Raw genomic sequence first — 22,652 nt, 5'->3', positions numbered from 1 at the left:
AGCTGTACACCTTATAAAAAAATATTGATATATTCATACTTTGGTTCATAGTCCCCTTTTCACTTAACCCATGAAGAAAAAGATATTTTTGCTCATAAGTTTTCTACTGTTGTTGTTGTTTATCCTGAGAGGCATACCTTTTTTGGTCAACCAATATTTGAATAAAAACGCAGATAGGATTGTAAGTGACATGATTACCAGGACAAGTGGGTTTGGAGACCATGAGGTAAGTTTTGGAGAAGTGAGGTTGGATTATGATTTTTTTGGGACTTTTCTGGAGTTGGATGATATTCATATTGAGCCTTCAGAAGATATCGATGAGGAAAAAGTTAAATTTCACTTACACGGCAAAAAAGCGCGGATTTCAGGGTTTAAATGGATGAGCTTTCTTTTTTCAAACTCAATTTCGGTAAAGAAAGCAGAACTAACTGACATTGAGGTAGTAAGTATAACTCCGCCTCTTGATGAAATCGAAATAGAAAATGGCAATGGGGAAGGTGATGCTGAGGATTATGACCTGATCTCAGTTGATGAAATTGAATTGAACCGATTTTATCTGGAAAACAGGGATAGTCGTACGGATTCATTGAGATTAAAAATTGAAGATCTCAGCGTAAGTGCTTTGGACTTTGAACTGAGCAGTGATTATATTCAGGATACGAGTAAACTGTTTAAAGTGGGTGATATTGAAGGAAAGATTAATTCAGTTCAATTGCATTTTGATAAGTATAGACAAAAAATCCTGGTGAATGGTTTTTCTTTTGATAAGGATAACATGATCTTAGAGATTGATGATTTTGAGTTAATCCATAAAATGGGCAAATATGAATACACCAGTCAATTTGAGGATAGACAGGATTGGATAGAAGTGAGAGAGGCCAGTTTGTTGGTTAAAGGGTTGAATTTTGATGGATACCTGCAAGAAGGTTATCTGGAAGTAGACACCCTCGTGGCAAAGCATCCACAATTGATCGTTTTTTTGGATAAAAGGAAAAGAGAAGACTTTTCAAAAAGGCCCCCTATGGTCCATGAAATGTTGGAAAATCTAAATCAAACCATTCATATTGAAAGTACAGTATTGGAAGATGCCTATATTAAAGTAGAGGAACATCCTGACAATGACTCACCAAGGCCAGGCCATGTATTTTTTGATAAGGTCGATGCCACCATCACCAACATCTCCAACTTTAATGAAAAACTCGATGGAAGAAAGGAGATGGAACTTCAGGCCAATGGAAGGCTGATGGGAGTAGGTCCTTTAGAGGTGGACATCAAATATTTCTTGGAAAATGACGTGGGGAAGTTTACCATCAAGGGTCATATGGGTGCCATTCCGCTGAGTGAAATTAACACCATGGTGGAACCCCAAGCAAAAGTCAGCATCAAATCCGGAAAAGTAAACCGTATTGATTTTGACATAATGGCCAATGATTACGAAGGAGTTGGAGAAGTTATTGTCAGGTATGAAGATTTGGAAATAGAAATTTTAGACAAGGACTTTCAAAATGATCAGAATATATTTAGAAAAATCGGGGCTTTTTTAGCAAATAAGGTTGTGATAAAATCCTATAATCCAAAGAATGGAAATTTGACAAAGGGGCAGGTGTATTACAGAAGGGATCAACACAAATCCCTTTTCAATTATTGGTGGAAATTACTTTTTAGCGGACTGAAGTCGACCATTACGGGTCAAGATGAAGAACAGCAACGAAAAAGCGAAACTGAACGCCATGAAAAAATGAAAGCAGGGAATTGATCCCCTTTAAAGCGAAGCTGAGTTTCTTTATCGAGCTACCAAAATTATAGCCTTAGCAAACAAACCAAACCAAGCTACCTTCGGTTTACCTATAGTGCATCACTTTGGGATTAGCCACTTAAAATACCTATTTTTGCACGTTTGATAAATTAAGGTATAGCCTTTCATGACAGAGTCCTCAATTGTAAAAGAAGAGCAGATAGAAATATACGGTGCTCGGGAACACAATCTCAAAAATATAGACATTGACCTTCCTAGAAACAAGCTGGTGGTGATCACTGGTTTGAGTGGAAGCGGCAAAAGTTCTTTGGCTTTTGACACCATTTATGCAGAAGGACAAAGGCGGTATATGGAAAGTTTTTCTGCCTATGCACGGTCATTTTTAGGTGGAATGGAGCGTCCCGATGTGGACAAAATCAATGGGCTTTCTCCTGTAATATCTATCGAACAAAAAACCACCTCCAAAAATCCAAGATCCACGGTAGGTACGGTGACCGAAATCTACGACTTCATGCGGTTGCTTTACGCAAGGGCTGGTGAAGCATATTCCTATTTGACTGGTGAGAAAATGATCCGGCAGACAGAAGACCAGATCATTGAACAGGTTTTCCAGCAGTTTTCCGGTAAAAAACTTTATATCCTTGCACCAGTAGTCAAAGGCAGAAAAGGCCATTACCGGGAGTTGTTTGAGCAGATCCGAAAAATGGGCTTTTCAAAAGTGAGAGTGGACGGGGTCATTATGGAAATCGTCCCCAAAATGCAGGTGGACCGCTATAAAATTCATGATATCGAATTGCTGGTAGATCGGGTGGTGGCTGAAGAAGAAGACAGATACAGAATCACGCAGTCGTTAAAAACTGCATTACAGCACGGCAAGGGAATTCTGATGTTGCGGGATGAAGAAGGCAATATCCATCATTTTTCCAAATACCTGATGGATCCCAAAACAGGTCTTTCCTATGATGAACCGGCCCCAAATACTTTTTCATTCAATAGCCCTTACGGAGCATGCCCATCCTGCAACGGCTTAGGCATCATTGAAGAAATCACCGCAGAAAGCATTATTCCTGACAAGAACCTTTCCATTGCGAGAGGGGGCATCCTGCCTTTGGGGGAGTACAGGGATATCTGGATATTTAAGAAAATAGAAGCCATTCTTAAACGCCATCAAGCCAGTTTGGCCACCCCTATCAAGTCCCTGTCAGACGAAGTTGTTGACATTTTGTTACATGGTGATGAAATGGAAGTCGCTGTGGATTCAGTCAAATACCCAGGGACCAAATGGAACACCACTTTCGAAGGCATTGTCAATTTTCTGCAGAAACAACAAGATGCAGGTTCAGATAAAATGCAGAAATGGGTGAGTGATTTTACGGTAAGAAGGACCTGTCCAGACTGTGAGGGTTTCCGGCTCAAAAAAGAAGCCCTACATTTTAAAGTTGCAGGAAAACATATCGGCGAATTGGCGATGATGGATATTGTGCAGTTGTCCAACTGGTTTGATGGAATCGAAGAACGCATGACCGAAAAGCAAAGGCTGATTGGGACTGAGGTTTTGAAAGAAGTAAGAAAACGGATCGGGTTCTTGTTGGATATAGGTTTGGAATACCTCTCTCTGGACAGACCCCTGCGCACATTGTCTGGGGGTGAGGCACAAAGGATCAGATTAGCAACTCAGATTGGGACCCAACTCGTGGGCGTCCTTTACATTCTTGATGAGCCCAGCATTGGTTTACATCAGCGGGACAATGTTAAATTGATCAAATCGCTGAAAGAGCTGAGGGACTTGGGAAATACCGTCTTGGTAGTAGAACATGATAAAGACATGATGCTGGAAGCGGATTTTGTAGTGGATATTGGCCCTGGAGCGGGAAGGCACGGGGGACAGATTGTGGCCTCGGGACATCCAGACACCTTTATTAAAATGGAAAGTCTGACCGCTCAATATTTAAATGGAAAAATAAAGATCGCTGTTCCCGAAAAAAGAAGAGGAGGCAATGGCCATAAACTGGTCCTGACTGGTGCTTCCGGCCATAATCTGAAAGGAGTAAAGCTGGAGTTGCCTTTGGGAAAAATGATCTGTGTGACTGGAGTCTCCGGAAGTGGCAAGAGTTCACTTATTCATGAAACCCTCTTCCCGATCTTAAATCAGCATTTTTATAATTCCAGAAAATCTCCTTTGGCATACCAGAAGGTAGATGGATTGAAGCATCTGGATAAAGTCATTGAGGTGGACCAGTCTCCTATTGGTAGAACCCCGAGGTCCAATCCGGCCACTTATACCGGAGTTTTCACTGACGTCAGGGCTTTGTTTACCGAATTGCCTGAAGCCAAAATCAGAGGGTATAAACCCGGTAGGTTTTCGTTCAATGTAAAAGGCGGCAGGTGTGAGGATTGCGAAGGTGCAGGCATGAAGCTTGTGGAAATGGATTTTCTTCCAGACGTTCATATACCATGTGAAACCTGCAAAGGAAAACGGTACAACAGGGAAACCTTAGAGGTACGTTTTAAAGGCAAATCCATCTCGGATGTATTGGATATGACGGTTGAACAAGCTGTTGAATTTTTTGAAAACCAACCCAAAATCCTCCGAAAAATTCAGACCCTGAATGAGGTTGGTCTAGGTTATATTACCCTAGGCCAACATGCCACGACCCTTTCAGGGGGAGAAGCACAAAGGGTGAAACTGGCGACCGAATTGTCCAAAAAGGACACCGGAAAAACTTTCTACATCCTGGATGAACCTACCACAGGTTTACATTTTCAAGATATTGAACATCTATTGGAAGTATTGAACAGATTGGTGGATAAAGGAAATACGGTGTTGATCATAGAGCACAACATGGATGTAGTCAAAGTGGCAGACCACATCATCGACTTAGGTCCTGAGGGAGGCAACAAAGGTGGAATGATCGTGGCGGAAGGTACACCAGAGAAGGTAGCCAAAAGTACAGAAAGCCATACTGCCAGATTTTTGAAAGAAGAATTAGCCAATAATTAATTCTGACTTTTCGGTATGTTACACGTATAGTCCGGGTTTAGGTAATCTGGTAAGGGGGAGGAAAGAAAGCGGCGAAGTCGCTTTCTTTCCTCCCCCTACTTCCCCCAAACTTAAATCCCGTTCCCCGAGCTTGCCTGTCGAGGGGATTTTCCAAATTAAATTCTCCTACGTGTAGGATTGAGGATGCACAGATAATTAATTTCATCTCGCCAATCGGATGACTATTACCATAGAACCGATGAAATGACTACACATTCCGGATCGATGCTGAATATTGTATTTTAATTCCATTTACCAAAGAAAAATCCCAAATAAAGAATAATGATGTCCAGTTGAGCGGACTTAGTTATATTTGATCCTAGAATGGATCGAAATCGCCTATATTGGATACTTCAGATTGTAGGTTGGGTAAGTTTTGCCTTGATCAATCTGTTTTTTTTCTCTCTAGCCAGGGGAATTACTTCAGTCCAAGTGGGGGCTTATTTTTCTCTTGCGGCCTTTTATTTTTTTTCTACCCATGCTTTTCGCTATGTCATCAAGACGTACAATTGGTTTAGCCTACCCATACCAAAACTGATTACCCAGGCCTTGCTGAGTTTGCTATTACTCAGTACGCTGAACACCCTTGCCCAGATTATCATCAATTGGATTTTCGATACTTTGGACCCCTCTGATGATTTCCAGCCCATCGTAATTCTGGTCAATCTTTTCGTCAGCTTTCTTTTTTATACTTTGTGGGCCATGATTTATTTTCTTTACCACTTTTTGGACAATTACAACAGCTCCTTGAAATACCAGGCAACCATCAACGAGATCCAGTTGAACCACCTTAAAAGCCAATTGAATCCGCATTTTATCTTTAATGCCCTCAATAGTGTCAGGGCTTTGGTTGATGAAGATCCTAAGAAAGCCAAATCGGCCATTACCCAACTTTCCAACATTCTTCGAAACTCTCTCGTAGTGGATAAGAAACGCACGGTAGATTTTGGGGATGAGATCAACACCGTAAAAGATTATTTGAATCTGGAAACCATTCGTTTTGAAGAAAGGCTCAAGGTCAATTATGATATTGAATCAAAAGCTTATTCCTATAAGGTTCCTCCAATGATGCTTCAAACCCTCGTGGAAAATGCGGTGAAACATGGCATTTCTACTCGGCTTAAAGGAGGGACCATTGACATCAAATGTGCCATTGGGCTTTTGGATGATCTTTTCATACAAGTCAAAAACAGCGGACAACTTTCTGTCCACAATGATGTAAAGAATGACCATTCAGGTCATGGTATATACAACACCCGACAAAGACTGAAATTGATCTACGGAAAAAGAGCATCCTTCAAAATCTATAATCATGGTCAGGATTTTGTAGTGACTGAAATAAAAATTCCAAAACAAAACAGTACCTTAGAAACATAAAAACGGACAATAGATGCGAGCATTGGTAATTGATGATGAAAGATTGGCTAGGAAGGAATTAATAAATTTGCTTTCTCAGCATGAAAATGTCGAAGTGGTAGGCGAGGCAATGAATGTGGATGATGCCAAAGAAAAAATAGAAAGCCTTCAACCTGAAGTGGTTTTTTTGGACATTCAAATGCCGGAAAAAACAGGTTTTGACTTGTTGGAGGAATTAGACAATGTTCCTCACATCATATTTACCACTGCTTACGACGAATATGCACTGAAAGCGTTTCAGGTAAATGCACTGGATTACCTCCTCAAGCCCATTGAGCCCGAAAGATTGACTGAAGCCCTTAATCGATTACAGCAAAGAATGACTGAGTCACCGAAAGAGGTGGATTCAGGATCTGATAGCTCCAAAAAGAAACTATCACTCAGTGATCAAGTATTTGTCAAGGATGGTGACCGTTGTTGGTTTGTCAAACTGGCCAACGTCCGTTTGTTTGAATCGGATGGAAATTACATCAAGGTTTATTTTGAGAACTTTAAACCCATGATTCATAAATCTTTGAATGCATTGGATGAGAGACTTGACGAAAAGTCCTTCTTCCGAGCCAGCAGGAAACATATTATTAATTTGAGTTGGGTAGAAGCCATCGAGCCATGGTTCAATGGGGGCCTCGTAGTCACCCTCAAAGGAGGTGACCGAATTGAAGTCAGCAGGCGGCAAGCGGCTCGATTTAAAGACATGATGAGCTTATAAAAATGAAAGAGGGCAAATAACCCTCTTTTTTTTTATTATTTCCTAAAATTATTGTTTGTAAAACACTATTTTCGTATCTAGTTAAGTGTTTTTTAAATATAAAAATTTAAACCAGTTACTCTGAATTAATATTTAATTGAATCATATGAAAGAGGAAAGAATCCTAATTGTTGAAGATGATATTGACATTGCAGAAAATATTGAAGAAATCCTGGAATTACTGGGATACGTCAATATCGATGTGGCCAACTCCGCCAATCAAGCAATCAAAGTTATCAAAAAGTACCGCCCGGATATGGTGTTTATGGACATCAAACTGAAAGGGGATAAGGATGGGATTGAGCTGGGTGAGATTGTTCAACAAATGGTAGATGCGCCAATCGTTTACGTAACCTCTTACAGTGATCCTACGATCATAGAGCGTGCCAAGCGGATACATCCTGCCGGGTTCATAGTGAAGCCATTCAATACCAATGACATTCATGCCATTGTGGAGATCGTACTTTACAACAAGCGGACCAAACCCATGTTGGCGGAGGCTTCTACAGCTAAAATCTCAAGCGAAAGTCCCTATCTGGTAACGGATGCCGTCTATATCAAGGCAGACAATGCATTTGAAAGGGTGGATTATACAGACATTTATTATGTGGAAGCGAATGGAAATATGGTAACCATTTTTACCAAAAACCGAAACTTTACCATCCGCAAATCCATGAAGGACATGGAAGAGAAACTTCCTTCCAATCTGTTTCTAAGGGTTCAAAAATCATTCATAGTCCAATTGGCTCAAATAGAAAGTTTCAATACCAAAGAAATTAACCTAAAATCAGGAGATATGGTGCAGGTGGGGAGGCAGTATTACAACAGCTTCCTGGCGAAATTGAATACCATCACTGAAAGTTAATTTTATCAAAAAGATTTTTCTGTACTTAATATAAAAGCAAAAAGGCTGATTGGGATTCCCAACAGCCTTTTTCATGTTTTTCTTTCCATGGTAATCTCAACTTATCAGGTAAAACTCTTGGTTTCCTGATGCAGTCAAAAAACTGCCTTGGTCAAAATACTGTCCAAATTTCTTTTTTAGGACCTCTTTTTCTCCATAAAACTCAGCCACAACTTCTCCATATTTGTTGATGAAGGTAACTGTAGGTTGTAATGCTAAGTCTATAAAGACTTCAATACTTTCAGGGGCATCGGAAATTTCTTTTTCTTCGTTGGCCAAAACTTCTACCATCAAATCTCTGTTATATCCATTTTCCTGAGCCTTTGCGCTAAAAACAATCGTAAATGCCATCGCTACTGCAATCAAGGCACAAACATTTTTCTGTGTGAATAATAAGGTTTTCATAATTTTTTTAATTTACATTTCCTGGTATATGCCAAAAAGAGAACCAATCTATTTAAATAATTGAAAAACAGTAGGTTACAAATTTTTGTTCTTCAGATTCTGTATCAATACCGAACACATTTATCTTAAAAACAATACATATTTGGATCGGGTAATCAAATCTGTGAGGTTGTATAAACCCTGTGAAAAAATCTTAAAACTGTAAATTAGCCACTAATCTACTTTTGTCGTCAGGCAGGGGCTCGAAGGCCTAAAGTTTTCTCTTGCTCCTTTAAAATGTTGTCAAGTTGTCGGGGCCCACCTACGGGGGCTGTTGTCAGGTTGTCTTTAAGCTTCCAGTTTGACTTTTTGCCACAAAGGCACGAAGGCACAAAGTTTTTTTGTCAGGTGAAAACGCTTTCATCCTTCTCCCGATGGTTATCATATTCATCCTTGCCCCTTAAAAATGTTGTCAAGATATTGGGACCCAGCTACAGGGGTTGTTGTCAGGTTGTCTTTAAGCTTCCAGTTTGACTTTTTGCCAAAAAGGCACGAAGGCCCAAAGTTTTTTTCTAGTCGGGTTATCAAATTCCTTTCATCCTCCATCCCTGAACCTTTAATTCTCCCAAATCTACAATCCGTTTATCTCATATCCATACCCCTAACTACAACAGTTCGTTGGCCAGGTTGGCGAGTTCTGATCGCTCTCCTTTCTCAAGCTTGATGTGCGCATAAAGCGGGTGGTCTTTTACCCTGTCGATAAGGTAAGAAAGTCCGTTACTTTGGCTATCTAGATAGGGAGTGTCAATTTGGAAAACGTCTCCCGTAAAGATGATTTTGGTGTTTTCACCCGCCCGACTGATGATGGTTTTGATTTCATGTGGAGTTAGGTTTTGTGCTTCATCCACGATAAAGAAAATATTGGACAAAGACCTTCCTCTGATATAAGCCAAGGGCTGTATCACCAATTTTTCTTGGTTGACCATTTCGGTGATTTTTTGAAACTCCTTGTCAGTTTCTTTAAATTGATTTTGGATGAATTTAAGATTGTCCCAAAGCGGTTCCATATAAGGATTCAACTTGGATTTGATATCTCCGGGAAGATACCCAATGTCTTTGTTGCTCAAAGGAACAATAGGCCTAGCCAAATAAATTTGCTTGTAATCTCTTCTTTGTTCCAAGGCTCCCGCTAAAGCAAGTAAGGTTTTGCCAGTTCCGGCTACCCCCTGAATGGAAACCAATTTAATCCTCGGATTCAAGATGGCATGAAGTGCAAAAGTCTGCTCAGCATTTTTTGGCTTCACATTGTAGGCAAGGGTTTTGTCTACCCTTTCCATCAGATTTTCTTCTCCGTTATAATAGGCTAAAACGGAATTTTTGTCACTTTTGAGAATATAAAATGCATTGGCTTTTCGCTTTCGTGTTCCCAAAACCAGCTTAGCTTCCACAGAATGGGATTCATAAAGTTTGTTGATGACATTAGGATCCAAACCTTCCAGGATAAATTTTCCGGTATTCTCCAGTTCTGAAATGTTCTTGATCTTTCCGGTCTCGTAGTCTTCCGCATAGATATCCAGAGATTTGGCTTTAAGCCTCAGGTTGATGTCTTTGCTGACCAAAATTACTTTTCGATCAGGCTCTGATTGCTTTAGGCTGAGGGCGGCATTGAGGATTTTGTGGTCGTTTTTTTCTTCCCCAAAAATCTCATTGGCATTCAGGTTGTTCTCAGGATTCATCAATACTTTGAAATTACCTCTCGTTTTACCGTTGAGGGGAGTCCAATCATGTATCATGTTGTCCTTAGCCAACTTATCCAGAAGCCTGATGAATTCCCTCGCTTCAAAGTTTTTGGTATCGTTGCCTTTTTTGAATTGGTCAAGTTCTTCGAGCACAGTAATGGGAATCACCACATCGTGTTCGTCGAAATTCATGATGGAATTGTGGGCGTAAAGGATCACTGAGGTATCCAAAACAAAGACCTTACGATCTTTTTTTGTGGATTTAGCTTTTGGCATGTAAGAAAAGTATTTGTGGTTAATAGTTAGGAATAAGTTAGAGAAATTAATTTTAGATTACCATATTTTCAATTTTTTTTCACATTAATTGAAAAGCAATTAGGTTAAAGCATTGATATTTAGCCCAATAAAATAGACCTTAAATCCCCTCTTTGGCCTTCTAATTTAGCCAAGGAATGCATGATTTAGGGAAAATTTACGCATTCCATATTTCCCATGCTGCTTCGGCCTGCAGATGAAGCATTTCTAATCCGTTCTTAACAGCCGCCCCCCGTTTCTCCGAACATTCCATTAAGCGTGTTTTTTCAGGATTGTAGACCAAATCATACACATAGTGGTTGCTGTTTATTTGATCAAGGGGAAGGTTTGGCATTTCGCCTACTTGGGGAAAGGTGCCCAAAGGAGTCGTATTGATAATAAGTTCATGTTCATTGAGGTATTCACCTTGACGATACAAATCCTCATAAGTCAAATAGCCTTTTAGTTCTCGTGGCTTCCTTGACACCATGCAGTAGTCAATAGACAAATCCAAGAGGGCTCTAACGACTGCTTTGGAGGCTCCGCCGGTACCTAAAACCAAAGCTTTTGGCCGTTTATTTCCAAGCCAGTTTACCAGGGAGGTTTTAAATCCAAGATAATCTGTGTTGTAACCTATTCTTTGGCCCGAATCGCTTAATTTAATCACATTGACTGCTCCGATGTCCTTACATGCAGGCTCAAGCTGGTCCAGGAATCGGATGATTTTTTCCTTATAAGGGATGGTGACATTTAGGCCTTTCAATTCCGGGTTCAAAGCCAAAACTTCTTCAAAAGAATCCAGATTTTCCAATTCATAAAGATCATACCGATGCGATGAAAGTCCTTCCCTTTCAAATTTTTCCGAAAAATACTTTTTGGAAAATGAATGGGTCAAGGGATATCCGATCAGTCCGTATTTCACCATTATTTTTTCATATAGGTAGCCATTCTCTCTATGCCAATGACCAAAAATAAGCCAAAAAAGAAGGCAAGAAATGCAAACAAAACCAAAGGGTCTTCTCCAGTTTCCACGAGATAATGTTGTGGCAGCAGGTTTTCAGTGATAAAGGGTTTTTGTATGCCGGTACTGGACATTCTATAGCTGAGCACGTTTTTCCACGGCCAAATTTCATTTATGCTTCCCAACATAAATCCTGACAACATGCCAATGGTACTTGCATGATAATTTTTAAGCAGCCAGGAGATCAAGCGGCTGAATGAAAGCAAACCCAACACACATCCCAAACCGAAGACAAAAATTGTTAGCAGGTTTTTTTCATTTACAGCTTTCAGGATGTATTCGTATTGGCCCAAGATAAGCAATATAAAACTTCCGGAAATACCCGGAAGGATCATGGCACATATGGCAATACTTCCAGCCAAAAAGGTGTACAATAGAGATTCATCAGAATCCATTAAGGGTAAGTTGGTTACCCAAAATGCAATCAAAAACCCAATTGTGATCGCTACAATGGTTAGCCATCGCCATTTTTTGATGTCTCTCAAGATCAAGACAGCACTGATGATGATCAGGCCACAGAAAAAAGACCACAATGGAATGGGATGGTTTTCGATAAGGTAGGTAATCAGTCGGGACAGCAAAAAAATGCTGGTTAAAATCCCCGCCAATAGCGACAAAAGGAAGTTGCCATTCACTTTTTCCCAGAAAGGTCGCCATTGAGCTTTAAGTAGCAATTTTAAAGCATCGAGATCTATGGCCTTAATGCTGTCCAGCAATTTTTCATAAATGCCGGTAATTAAAGCTATGGAACCGCCAGATACCCCAGGCACGATGTCTGCACCACCCATGCCCATGCCTTTAAGGAATACCAGAAGATAATTTTTAAAATGCGTCATGCTGTGGTAAATGCTGCGACTGCTATTCCGGCAGCCGCTGCGGAAAGATTATTGGTGATTTCCGTTCAAAAAATGATCGAAGGTATCTCCTCTTAGCCCTAAACGGATTGTTTCCAATGGAATCATTTCATTAGGAGAAATATTTCCCAAGTTAACATTGGCGCCTAGGAGTTTGATAAACCATACTTGCTGTTCTTTTTGCGGGGCTTCCCAAATGATTTTTTCTTCCGGAATTTTGGTCAGGATTTCTTCTACCAGACCTTGGCGGACTTCTCCGGAATCCCTGAAAAGACCAACATTTCCGCCTTCTCTTGCCTCACCTATGACTTTCCAAGCTCCAGCGTCAAGTTCTTGTTGCATTTGTTCTATCCACTTGTAAGGAGGGATGATTTTAGCGGCATCTTTGGAACCAACTTCAGAAAGTACGGTAACTTCCTTAGCTAAAGTGGTGATATAATCACATTTGGTCTGATGGTCCAAAGTGATGCTGCCATCGGAAACTTCAGCAAACTTGAGGTCATATTTTTCCAGTACCCTTCGGTAGTCATCAAATTGATTCCTTACGATGAAGGCTTCAAATAGGGTCCCGCCAAGGTAAACGGGGATGCCGTTATCCTGGTACAGTTCGATTTTTTTATGAAGATTTTTGGTGACGTAGGATGTGGCCCAGCCTAATTTGACAATATCCACAAAATCACTGCTGCTATCAATAAAGTCTTCGACTTCTCTAATGCTGAGTCCCTTATCCATTGCCATGGTCAAACCGGAACTCCGTGGTTTTAAGGTACGTACAGGAATGTCTTTGAGCACGTAATTCATTACATAAATTTTAGGTAAATAGAATTTGATCTTTGGATCAACTTTTTGATCCTTCTTTGAATTGAGCAATGATTTTGTAGATGGCTTTTTGATGCTTGACCTCTGGCATCAATTCAAACAAAATCACATGTCGATCAAAATTCAAAGTTAATGCATTTTCCAAATATGAAAAGGCTTCTTTGTATTTACCTGTTTTTAAGTAATAAACCACTAGTCTATAATACAGCTCTGCGTCTTCGGGAAGCTCCTCTATGCCTTCTTTGATTACATCAATGGCTTCTTCAAACCTATTTTGATCAAAATAGATAATTGCCAGATTGATATAAGTTTCCACGATGCCTGGCTCGAGGTTGATGGCTTCTTCATAAGCTTCAGAACTGGCATGTAGATTCCCTAGGTTATATTCAGCATCTGCCAATCCTACCCAATAAGTCGCATTGTCTGAAGAAAGTTTTAGGGCCTTTTTGAAATAATGAATGGCTTCGAAAAATTTATCTTTCTTCAACATACACATGCCCAAACCAAACCAGGCATCATCATATTCCGGATCCAGTTTTGCGGATTTTTTGAAATATTTAAAGGCCTGATCCACTTGGTCCAGTTTCTCATAAGAGGCAGCCAAATAACAACAGTTTTCGGCATTGGCCCCCTCACAATTGATGGTGTTTTGATAGGCTTCCAAGGCCTTCTCATATTGGAGGGTATTCATGTAAGCATTGCCTAGATTGAAATAGGCAGAGGCAAAAGCATCATCAATCAGTAGGGCGTAGTCATAGGCATTGATCGCCTCCTCATACCTTCCGAGCCGGTTAAAAATGACACCAAGATTATACCATGCGCCAGAACTGTACGGATCTTGATCTATGAATTCGTTATAAAATTCAAGTATTTCATCAAAACTTCCATCCTCTTCAGTGATCATGGCCAGCTGAAACAAGGCGTCCTCATGGTTGATTTTCAACTTGACCGTCTCTTTATAATAATGTATGGCTTTTTCATTGTTATCTTCTGCCCGGTAAAAGTTACCCAGAGAGTAATAGATCTCTGCTTTGTCCTCGGCCATGGGCAGAAAATCCTCCAAGATTTGAATGGCTTCCTGAACATTGCCTGACAATAGCATGGCATTGGTCATGGCCAGCACCACCTCTTCATTGCTTGGAGATAAGTTGTAAAGATTTTCCAAAATCTCCATACCCTCTTCCAGCTCATCGTTAAAGATTAGGCACTGGGCATGTAGCAATTTTATTTCTATGGAAAAGGGGAATTTTTCAAGCCCTAGTTCACAGGCTTTGAGTGCTTTTTTGAATTTTTGCTGATCCAGATAATACCGAATGATATCCTCCAACTCTTCTTCTTCAAAGTACAAATCCAAATTGGCGTTTAATGAATCTTCAAACCGTTTTACCAAGGCTTTTTCATCCTCCCAATTGTGATCGAAATCTCCGGTCATTCGTCTTATGTTTTGGTTTATTTAAGTTACCAAATAATTCGGTACATCAAATAAGTTTATAAATTAATTTTCGATCAATTCAATTTCATGATCACTAGGAGCTTCAACCTCAGGAAATTAATTTTCGTTCCTTGCCCATAAAAATGTTTCTTGTAAGGTATAATATTCCTGACCGGTCAGAGAGGTGGATTTGCTGGAGTCAAAAACAATATCCTGCTGAGCCAATAAAGCAGTTTGTTTGTTTAAGATTGTTTTTTCTGCTGCAAACCAATTTCTGATATTAGCCAACAACAGTCCCAGCCAGATCCATCGGGTTGGAACAGGTTTTTGAGGAGGTTTTTTTTGAAAAACAGCAGCCATTTCCTTAAAGAATTCCCTATAGCTCAAACCTTCTTTACTGAGGATAAACCTTTCACCCCATTGGTTTTTAAGGAAAAGTTTTTTGACCATAGAGGCTGCATCCCTTGCGTCAATGTAATTGATCTTTCCTGAAGGAAAGTAACGATGTTCCTTAATCACATACTGATAAATGGCGGAGCTGCTTCTGTTTTCTTTGACCTTGCCCAATATTACCGAAGGATTAAATACCATGACCTCCAAGCCTTCTTGAGCCCCACGCCAAACTTCCAGTTCTCCATGGTATTTGGAGGTGGCATAGGCAGTATTAAGTTCAGATTCGGCCCACTTCTGATTTTCATTTACCTGATTCATTGCTGCAATTCTTCCTAAAGCCGCCACGGAACTGATATGAATGAGTTTAGGAATTTTAAGGAACAACATGGTATCTACCACATTCTTTGTTCCCTCTTGGTTCACTGTCCACAAGCGCTGATTATCTCTCGGGTCAAAAGAAACCAAACCAGCAGCATGGATGATCAGATCCATCCCGGAAAAAGCGGCTTCCAAAGACAATGGATCATTGATATCCCCTTCATGCCAGGTGATTTTCCCAGCATCCTCGCCCAATAAGGACAAGGAACTGCTTTGCCTTTTGAGTCCATGGATAATTCCCTGATCGGAAAATGCACGGTAAAGGTAACTCCCGAATAAACCGGTAATCCCAGTTATCAGTAAGTTCATAAAGTTTGATTCAAAAGGGGCAAGGTTTGTAGTTTCTGAAAATATTTGGAATTGGGGAGGCTTTCCAGAGCATCCAGGTATTTGTCGTTGTGGCAATCTGTGCCCAATAATGCAACCAACTCTCTATCCACCAATGCTTCAGCAAACTTTTTTACGGGTTTGGAGTAATAGCCGGTGAATGAAAGCAAATTGATTTGAAAATAAATATTGCGCTCTATCAACGCATCCAACAATTCTGTGTCCTGATGGAGGTAAAAATACCTTTCTGGGTGGGCAAGGATGGGTTTATATCCTTGCATCTCTAAATTAAAGATGCTTTCCAACAGCATGGGGGGCTTACTGAGAAAGCCGGTTTCAATTAAGATGTATTGATCCCCCATAGTGAGGAGCTTTTCTCCATTGGATACTTTTTCCAAGAAAAACTCATCCATGAAATATTCTGCTGCTGCTGAGATTGCTATATCAATGCCCGCTTCTTGTAGACCTATTTTTAATTTATCCAATCCCTCATGTATGTTTTCCGGATTGTTTCTGTAGAATTCCGTCATCACATGTGGGGTAGTAATGATTTTATTTATTCCATAACTTTTTAGCCTGCTGATCAAGTGGATGGATTCCTCCAAACTTTTGGAACCGTCATCAATTCCAGGGATCAAGTGGGAGTGCATATCAGTTTTTAACCAACTTAAATCCAGCGTTTGTTCTTTAGCGCTGGTTTTAGTAAAAAAATCAAATATTGACATTATAAACCTCCTCCGTTTGAGTTGCTGAATTCTTCTAAATTTGGTAGTGCCATATCCTTAGCCGAAACAATGGGATCAAGAACCTGCCAATCTATGTCCAAAGCAGGATCATTCCAAATTACCCCACCTTCACTATCTTTGTGGTAGAGGTTGTTACAGCGGTAGGAAAAAACTGAATCCTCCAGTGCACTGAATCCATGACCAAAACCTTCCGGGATATACAACATGCCATGGTCTTTATCATCTAATACAACACCGAAGGCTTGTCCAAAGTTTGGAGAATTTTTTCTGAGATCCACACAAACATCCAAGACCTGACCTTTGATGACTTTAACAAGCTTTGCCTGGGCATATGGGTCTTTCTGAAAATGGAGTCCCCGGATAGTGCCTTTTTTGGAAAAGGATTGATTTTCTTGTAACCAATTCGTTTTCATACCAGCTTGTTCTAAAAGGTCTTGTCGGTAGGATTCGAAAAAATATCCCCTTTCGTCTCCGATGATTTTTGGATAAATGAGGAAAACTCCAGGCAGGGGTGTTTCTTTTATATTCATGGGTTGCAGGGTAACAAAGCGTAAACTTTCAAAATCGGCTAAGCATTGTTGGGAAAATTATTTATAATTTTGAACCAACATCCACTAAACCAGAGTGAACTCAACAATTTCGGTATAAATAAACTTATTTTTACTAAAATGTTGTTATTCAATAGCAGTAATCGTACCAATTAAGGAATATTTATATGCATTGATTCCCGCATTTTCAGGAATCAAAGCTCAAAATTAGTCAAAAATCACATGAGTAAATATACAAGAAAGCTTAAAAAACTGTTTGATACCGCTCCCGTTCAGGAAACAGCGGTCCTTGTGGCCTTGATTCCACAAAACCAAACCGAAAATGAAACCTCGGAGCATTTAGAAGAATTGGCCTTTTTGGCAGAGACACTTGGGGCCAAAACCGTTTATCGGTTTACCCAAAAACTGGAAAAACCAGATGTCAAAACTTTTGTTGGGACAGGCAAACTGGAAGAAATTCAATCCTATGTCACCCACTTTGAGGTAGATATGGTAATCTTTGATGACGACCTCTCTGCCTCCCAAATGCGTAATTTGGAAAACGAACTTAAGGTCAAAGTTTATGATCGATCCTTGTTGATTTTAGATATTTTTCTGAAAAGGGCCCAGACTGCCCAAGCCAAAACCCAGGTGGAATTGGCCAGATTCCAGTATCTGCTACCCAGATTGACCAGGATGTGGACTCACTTGGAAAGACAAAGAGGTGGTACTACTACAAGGGGTGGTGCCGGTGAGAAAGAGATAGAAACAGATAAAAGGGATATCCGAAATCAAATCACTCTTCTGAAAGAGAAATTAAGAAAAATAGATAAGCAGGGGGTCACCCAAAGAAAAGGAAGAAAAGGAATCGTGAGAGTAGCACTGGTAGGTTATACCAATGTAGGGAAGAGTACTTTGATGAACCTGGTGACCAAATCGGATATTTTGGCCGAGGACAAGCTATTTGCCACCGTAGATGCCACAGTAAGAAAAGTAGTCTATGAACAGATTCCTTTTTTGATTTCCGATACGGTAGGTTTTATTCGAAAGCTGCCTACCCACTTGATAGAATCTTTTAAATCGACACTGGATGAAATCAGAGAAGCTGATTTATTGGTTCATGTGGTTGATGTTTCCCATCAAGGATTTGAAGAGCAAATTTCAGTAGTCAATCAGACTTTGTCCGAAATGGGAGCTGGTGAAAAGCCCATGCTTTTGGTCTTCAACAAAATTGATAAAGTGCGGCCTATGCCATCTGAAGAAGAAATGATGCACATGACCGAAATAGAGGTAGGGGAAGCCAATTTCCTGGATTTGGATAAATTGAAAGCCTCTTATGCCAAAAAAACCGGAATTGAGCCTGTTTTTATGGCAGCTAATGAAGGTACCCATCTAGAGGAATTCAGAGAGGTGTTGTTGAGTGAGGTAAAAAAACAGCATTACAAGATTTACCCACATTACCTGGAGGACGAAGTATATGATCTGTCACAATTTGAAGACCTGGAGTAAGCAGCCATAAATATTAATTTTTGAGATCCTGATCGGTTTAAATTGGTCAGGATTTTTTATGTCCCATTTTTAATCCCAAGGAATCTAACTTTATTTGTGGGAATTTCCCTTAGGCATGGATCAGAGAAAAGAACCCAAATACATTCATGGATATCACGAGGTAGAGCAGGAGCGGCTTAGAGAACAGGCCAAAGTCATTGAAAACAAAATCTATGATTTTATTCATTTTAATGAACAGAAGCATATTTTGGAGCTGGGTAGCGGTGTAGGAGCTCAGACCGAAATTTTATTGAGAAGGTATCCCCATCTTCAAATCACTGGCGTGGAATATGAACCCCGTCAAATTCAAAAAGCAGAGCAAAACATGGCCAAGTTGGGCTATGGGCTGGAGAAAGTCAGGTTTCTGCAGCAGGATGCGACCAAGCTGGACCTGCCTGGGAAATATGACGGGGCTTTTGTTTGCTGGGTGCTGGAGCATGTACAGCAGCCTGTAAAGATCTTGCATTCCATGAAACCCTTTTTGAGTAGGGGTGCAAAAATCATCCTCACAGAAGTTTTCAATGCCACTTTCTATACCTATCCTGTTCGGCAAGAAGTGGTTACCTATTGGAAAATTTACAACGACTACCAAGTTTCCATAGGGGGTGACCCGCAAGTAGGCGCAAGGCTGGGAGACTTATTGGACGAAGCTGGCTATCAAAATATTGAATTACGCTCTGGTGGCTTCCATCTTGATAGCCGCGACCAACATGAAAAAAAGTTGGTTTTTAACTATTGGAAAAATCTGATGAGTAGTGGTGCCCCTGCCTTGCTGGAGGAAAAATTATTGAATGAGGAGGAAGTGGCCGCCATGCAGGTAGCCATGGATGAACTCAGGGATCTTTCACACTCTATTTTTTATTATCGATTTATCCAAGCCACAGCGTATGTTTGAGGATTGACCTTTTCCAAAAATTATGAAACCAATCAAAAAATTAATCTGGTTTATCGGTAAAATCATCCTATGGTTTTTTTTCCTTTCCATAGGACTTACCATTTTGTACCGCTTTGTACCGGTTCCTTTCACCCCTTTGATGGTTATCCGAATGGTAGAACAGGCTAGTGACGGGCAAAGGCAGGTGCTTGTGCATAAAAAATGGAAACCGATGAAGGAAATTTCCCGTCACCTTCCTCAAGCTGTGGTCGCTTCAGAAGACCAGAAATTTATGAGTCATTTTGGTTTTGATACAGAGGAGATCCAAAAAGCAATGAAGGATAGGGAAGCAGGCCGTAGGGTGAGAGGAGCCAGTACCATCAGCCAACAAACAGCAAAAAACGTCTTTCTATGGCCGGGAAAAAACTTTGTAAGAAAAGGCTTGGAAGCCTACTTCACTTTATTAATAGAGGTGATATGGCCTAAAGAAAGGATTTTAGAGGTATACTTGAATGTGATAGAAATGGGGGATGGAATCTATGGGGTGGAGGCCGCATCACAGTTTTATTTCAAAAAAGAGGCAGCTAAAATCAGCCGTCAGGAAGCTGCATTGATTGCTGCAGTCCTCCCTAATCCATTGCGTTGGTCACCGTCCAAGCCTACTGCCTACATTCGGACAAGGCAAAATTGGATCATGCGCCAAATGAACAATTTGGAACAGCTACCTTTTGGCCAATAAAAAAGACCAGCTTTGAGGTCAGCTGGTCTTTTAAGGAAAGGCATAGTTTAAACTGCCTTGGCTGTTTCCACTTGATTGATGATGTCTTCGTAATCTAACTTATCCCAATTTTGAGTAATCAATGGGTCTGCCATGATCTTGTTCATGATCAAGTCCTGCAGCTTACCTTGTGCATAAGCCTCAGTATAAGGGATGGAGGTAAAAGTCACCATGGTATAAAGGGGAATCCACTCCTTAGGATACAATTCATGTAATTTGGCTTCAATTTTTTTACGGATTTGGAATTTAGGATCCGACACGCTGTCTCTCATTTCAATAAAGTTTTCCAATGCCAATTGGCATACCGCATCGGTGTCCGGCTTACGGATTTTTTGAAATTTTTCGAGTACCAATTCCCAAGAAGTGGTACCAAACTTTGCCAGCAAGTCATCCAAGATATCACAGTCTTCAAAGCCGCTGTTCATTCCTTGTCCATAAAAAGGGACCATGGCATGGGAAGCATCTCCAATCAAAACACATTGGTTTTTGACCCAAGGGTAACAATTGATGTTAATCAGTGCGGAGGTAGGGTTTTTAAAAAACTCAGAAGTCAGATGAGGCATCATATCAAATGCGTCATCAAAATAGGTTTTGAAAATACTTTCTACATCCCTTTGGTCATGGATTTTATCAAAACACACCTTGGTGCCTTCAAATGGAAGAAAAAGGGTGCAAGTAAAGGATTTATCAGGATTGGGAAGGGCGATCAACATGAAGTTACCCCTTGGCCAAATGTGAAGGGCATTGGGATCCATGGCAAACTCGCCTTCCGCATTAGGGGGGATGGTCAATTCCTTGTAGCCATGGGAAATGTACTCTTGGGAGAAATTGAACCTAACTTGCTTTTGCATGGCATGCCTTAAAGAAGAATAGGCTCCATCTGCCCCGATGATCACATCTGAGGCCACCCTTTTCACCTCCTCATCTGGAAGTAGGAATTTGATCTGATGGGTATAAATGTTGACATCCACACACTTGTGATCAAAGAAAAGTTGGGCACCCTCTTTTTCCGCCTCTTCCAAAAGGATTTGGTTGAATTTGCCTCTAGAGATGGAGTAAATGGCTTGTTGGTCTTTACCGTAGGGGAGGAAACTTGTTCTTCCATGTTCATCATGAACCCTTCTACCATACATGGGAATGGCAAGGGGTTCAATTTTTTCCTTCAAACCCACTTTTTCCAAAGCTTTCCAACCCCTATGACTCAAGGCCATATTGATAGACCTTCCCTCTTCTTTGTATTGGTCATTTCTGTTGTCGGACCTTTTTTCGAAAATGGAAACATTCAGTCCTCTTTTTCTCAAATAAACTCCTAATAAAGAGCCGATCAAGCCGGCTCCTAAGATGCTTATATTGTTATTTTTCATCAATTTCTAAGTCTGTTGCTACGCAAATTTAACAAGGGATTGCTTGAGGATGTTTGCAAATCGATTCACATCTTCAAAGCTGTTATACAGTGGTGTAGGAGCAACTCTGATGACATTTGGATGCCGCCAGTCCCCTACAATACCATGTTCATATAATTCGTCAAACACTTTTTTACCTCCTTTATGGACCAGCAAAGATAACTGGCAACCCCTTTCCAGGGGATTTTTGGGAGTTATAATTTCTAATACCTGGGTTTCTCCATTGATTTCACCGATCAAGAACTCTAAATACCCAGTTAATAGTTCACTTTTTCTTCGCAAATTATGGATGCCGGCCTCCTGAAACAGTTCAAGAGATGCATGTAGGGCTGCCATTCCGAGTACATTGGTGTTGGCGAGTTGCCATCCATCTGCACCATACATAGGTTTGAATCCCTTTTCCATTTTAAATCTTTCTGCTTCATCATGTCCCCACCAGCCTGCAAATCGAGGTAAACTAGGGTCATCGGCATGTCTTTCATGGACATAAATGCCAGAAATATTTCCCGGACCAGAATTCAAATATTTATAACTGCACCAAGCTGCAAAATCCACTCCCCAATCATGCAGGTTCATGGTGATGTTCCCAGCGGCATGGGCAAGGTCAAAGCCGGCCTTGGCCCCAACATGGTGAGCGCTATTGGTAATAGCTCCCATATCAAAAACCTGGCCTGTGTAATATTGTAAGCCGGCCATCATCACCAAGGCCAATTCGTCTCCTGTTTCGGTAATTTTAGCCAGGATATCTTCCGTCCTTAAAATATGCTCTCCCTCCCGAGGCCCGATTTCTATGATGGTTTTCTCAGGGTCCAGACCATGAAACTTGACTTGGGATTCCAACATGTACATGTCGGAAGGAAAGGCACCAGCCTCCGTGATGATTTTGAAACGTTTTTCTGTTGGGCGATAAAAGGAAACCATCAAAAAGTGTAGGTTGCTGCTGAGGTTGTTCATGGCCACCACTTCATGGTCAAGGGCACCCATCAATTCTCCCAAAATAGGCTTGGATTTTTTTCGGATGTCATACCAGGGCTCTTCTCCATAAAAATGCCCATCCACTGCCTGATTTGCCCAGTTTTGGAGTTCTTTGTCAATATTGATTCGGGTTCGTTTGGGCTGTAACCCCAAGGAATTGCCGCAAAAATAGATGGCAGGTTTTCCTTTAACCAAGGGAAAATAAAATTCATCCCTATAAGCTTTCAAAGGGTCTGCATGGTCCAATTCCCTGGCATAGGTTTCGGAAAATTGGTAAGTGATGGCTGTCATGGATG

At 40.7% G+C, this 22,652-nt stretch carries 20 protein-coding genes; 8 read left to right on the top strand and 12 right to left on the bottom strand.

The annotated features are described in order from the left end of the window. The first annotated feature begins 70 nt into the window (after positions 1–70). Positions 71–1,756, top strand: a complete 1,686-nt coding sequence (locus tag H1A14_RS04110) for a hypothetical protein (RefSeq protein WP_194774959.1) — start codon at positions 71–73, stop codon at positions 1,754–1,756. A 166-nt stretch (positions 1,757–1,922) separates the two neighbouring features. Continuing rightward, the gene (gene uvrA, locus H1A14_RS04105) at positions 1,923–4,757 is read left to right on the top strand and encodes an excinuclease ABC subunit UvrA (RefSeq protein ID WP_194774958.1); all 2,835 of its coding nucleotides are present in this window, start codon (positions 1,923–1,925) and stop codon (positions 4,755–4,757) included. Positions 4,758–4,794: 37 nt separating this feature from the next. On the opposite strand, the gene H1A14_RS04100 is transcribed toward uvrA, so the two are convergent. Next, positions 4,795–4,962, bottom strand: coding sequence for a hypothetical protein (locus tag H1A14_RS04100; RefSeq protein ID WP_194774957.1), 168 nt, complete (start codon positions 4,960–4,962; stop codon positions 4,795–4,797). A 158-nt stretch (positions 4,963–5,120) separates the two neighbouring features. Here H1A14_RS04100 and H1A14_RS04095 point away from each other — a divergent pair, with 158 nt between their 5' ends. From H1A14_RS04095 to H1A14_RS04085, 3 genes are all read left to right on the top strand, one after another. After that, on the top strand, positions 5,121–6,173 hold the full coding sequence (locus H1A14_RS04095) for a sensor histidine kinase (RefSeq protein ID WP_194774956.1): 1,053 nt from the start codon (positions 5,121–5,123) through the stop codon (positions 6,171–6,173). A gap of 13 nt (positions 6,174–6,186) precedes the next feature. Continuing rightward, positions 6,187–6,921, top strand: a complete 735-nt coding sequence (locus H1A14_RS04090) for a LytR/AlgR family response regulator transcription factor (protein WP_194774955.1) — start codon at positions 6,187–6,189, stop codon at positions 6,919–6,921. 145 nt (positions 6,922–7,066) lie between these two features. After that, the gene (locus H1A14_RS04085; RefSeq protein ID WP_194774954.1) at positions 7,067–7,825 is read left to right on the top strand and encodes a LytR/AlgR family response regulator transcription factor; all 759 of its coding nucleotides are present in this window, start codon (positions 7,067–7,069) and stop codon (positions 7,823–7,825) included. A 96-nt stretch (positions 7,826–7,921) separates the two neighbouring features. On the opposite strand, the gene H1A14_RS04080 is transcribed toward H1A14_RS04085, so the two are convergent. From H1A14_RS04080 to rfbC, 9 genes are all read right to left on the bottom strand, one after another. After that, on the bottom strand, positions 7,922–8,269 hold the full coding sequence (locus H1A14_RS04080) for a hypothetical protein (protein ID WP_194774953.1): 348 nt from the start codon (positions 8,267–8,269) through the stop codon (positions 7,922–7,924). 644 nt (positions 8,270–8,913) lie between these two features. After that, positions 8,914–10,263, bottom strand: a complete 1,350-nt coding sequence (locus H1A14_RS04075; RefSeq protein ID WP_194774952.1) for a PhoH family protein — start codon at positions 10,261–10,263, stop codon at positions 8,914–8,916. A 196-nt stretch (positions 10,264–10,459) separates the two neighbouring features. Continuing rightward, positions 10,460–11,206 (bottom strand): shikimate dehydrogenase family protein, encoded by a 747-nt coding sequence (locus H1A14_RS04070; protein ID WP_194774951.1) that lies wholly within the window; start codon positions 11,204–11,206, stop codon positions 10,460–10,462. Further along, entirely contained in the window at positions 11,206–12,138 is a 933-nt protein-coding gene (locus H1A14_RS04065) for a DUF368 domain-containing protein (protein WP_194774950.1), read from the bottom strand. The genes H1A14_RS04070 and H1A14_RS04065 overlap by 1 nt, the downstream gene beginning before the upstream one ends. A gap of 48 nt (positions 12,139–12,186) precedes the next feature. After that, complete coding sequence (locus tag H1A14_RS04060; RefSeq protein ID WP_194774949.1) at positions 12,187–12,957, bottom strand: phosphosulfolactate synthase; 771 nt, start codon at positions 12,955–12,957, stop codon at positions 12,187–12,189. A gap of 37 nt (positions 12,958–12,994) precedes the next feature. Continuing rightward, positions 12,995–14,407 carry a tetratricopeptide repeat protein gene (locus tag H1A14_RS04055; RefSeq protein ID WP_194774948.1) on the bottom strand — a complete coding sequence of 471 codons (1,413 nt, stop codon included), beginning with the start codon at positions 14,405–14,407 and terminating at the stop codon, positions 12,995–12,997. 117 nt (positions 14,408–14,524) lie between these two features. After that, positions 14,525–15,487 carry an NAD-dependent epimerase/dehydratase family protein gene (locus tag H1A14_RS04050; RefSeq protein WP_194774947.1) on the bottom strand — a complete coding sequence of 321 codons (963 nt, stop codon included), beginning with the start codon at positions 15,485–15,487 and terminating at the stop codon, positions 14,525–14,527. Beyond that, a complete protein-coding gene (locus H1A14_RS04045) occupies positions 15,484–16,230 on the bottom strand; it encodes a tyrosine-protein phosphatase (RefSeq protein ID WP_194774946.1) in 747 nt (248 codons plus the stop codon). Before H1A14_RS04045 ends, H1A14_RS04050 begins: the two co-directional genes overlap by 4 nt. After that, positions 16,230–16,781, bottom strand: a complete 552-nt coding sequence (gene rfbC, locus H1A14_RS04040) for a dTDP-4-dehydrorhamnose 3,5-epimerase (protein WP_194774945.1) — start codon at positions 16,779–16,781, stop codon at positions 16,230–16,232. The genes H1A14_RS04045 and rfbC overlap by 1 nt, the downstream gene beginning before the upstream one ends. 240 nt (positions 16,782–17,021) lie before the next feature. Here rfbC and hflX point away from each other — a divergent pair, with 240 nt between their 5' ends. From hflX to mtgA, 3 genes are all read left to right on the top strand, one after another. Next, positions 17,022–18,287, top strand: a complete 1,266-nt coding sequence (hflX, locus tag H1A14_RS04035; protein WP_194774944.1) for a GTPase HflX — start codon at positions 17,022–17,024, stop codon at positions 18,285–18,287. Between the two features lie 115 nt (positions 18,288–18,402). Next, positions 18,403–19,221, top strand: a complete 819-nt coding sequence (locus H1A14_RS04030) for a class I SAM-dependent methyltransferase (RefSeq protein WP_194774943.1) — start codon at positions 18,403–18,405, stop codon at positions 19,219–19,221. Between the two features lie 22 nt (positions 19,222–19,243). Further along, positions 19,244–19,939, top strand: coding sequence for a monofunctional biosynthetic peptidoglycan transglycosylase (gene mtgA / locus H1A14_RS04025; protein WP_194774942.1), 696 nt, complete (start codon positions 19,244–19,246; stop codon positions 19,937–19,939). 47 nt (positions 19,940–19,986) lie between these two features. Here mtgA and H1A14_RS04020 read toward each other — a convergent pair whose 3' ends face one another. Continuing rightward, a complete protein-coding gene (locus H1A14_RS04020; protein WP_194774941.1) occupies positions 19,987–21,342 on the bottom strand; it encodes an FAD-dependent oxidoreductase in 1,356 nt (451 codons plus the stop codon). A gap of 18 nt (positions 21,343–21,360) precedes the next feature. Beyond that, on the bottom strand, positions 21,361–22,647 hold the full coding sequence (gene kynU / locus H1A14_RS04015) for a kynureninase (RefSeq protein ID WP_194774940.1): 1,287 nt from the start codon (positions 22,645–22,647) through the stop codon (positions 21,361–21,363). Positions 22,648–22,652 lie beyond the last annotated feature (5 nt).

It is taken from the genome of Pararhodonellum marinum, assembly GCF_015354735.1.
GTDB classification, from domain to species: domain Bacteria; phylum Bacteroidota; class Bacteroidia; order Cytophagales; family Cyclobacteriaceae; genus Pararhodonellum; species Pararhodonellum marinum.
The sequence above is the reverse complement of the archived record's forward strand: the minus strand, read 5'-3'. Positions and strand labels throughout refer to the sequence as shown.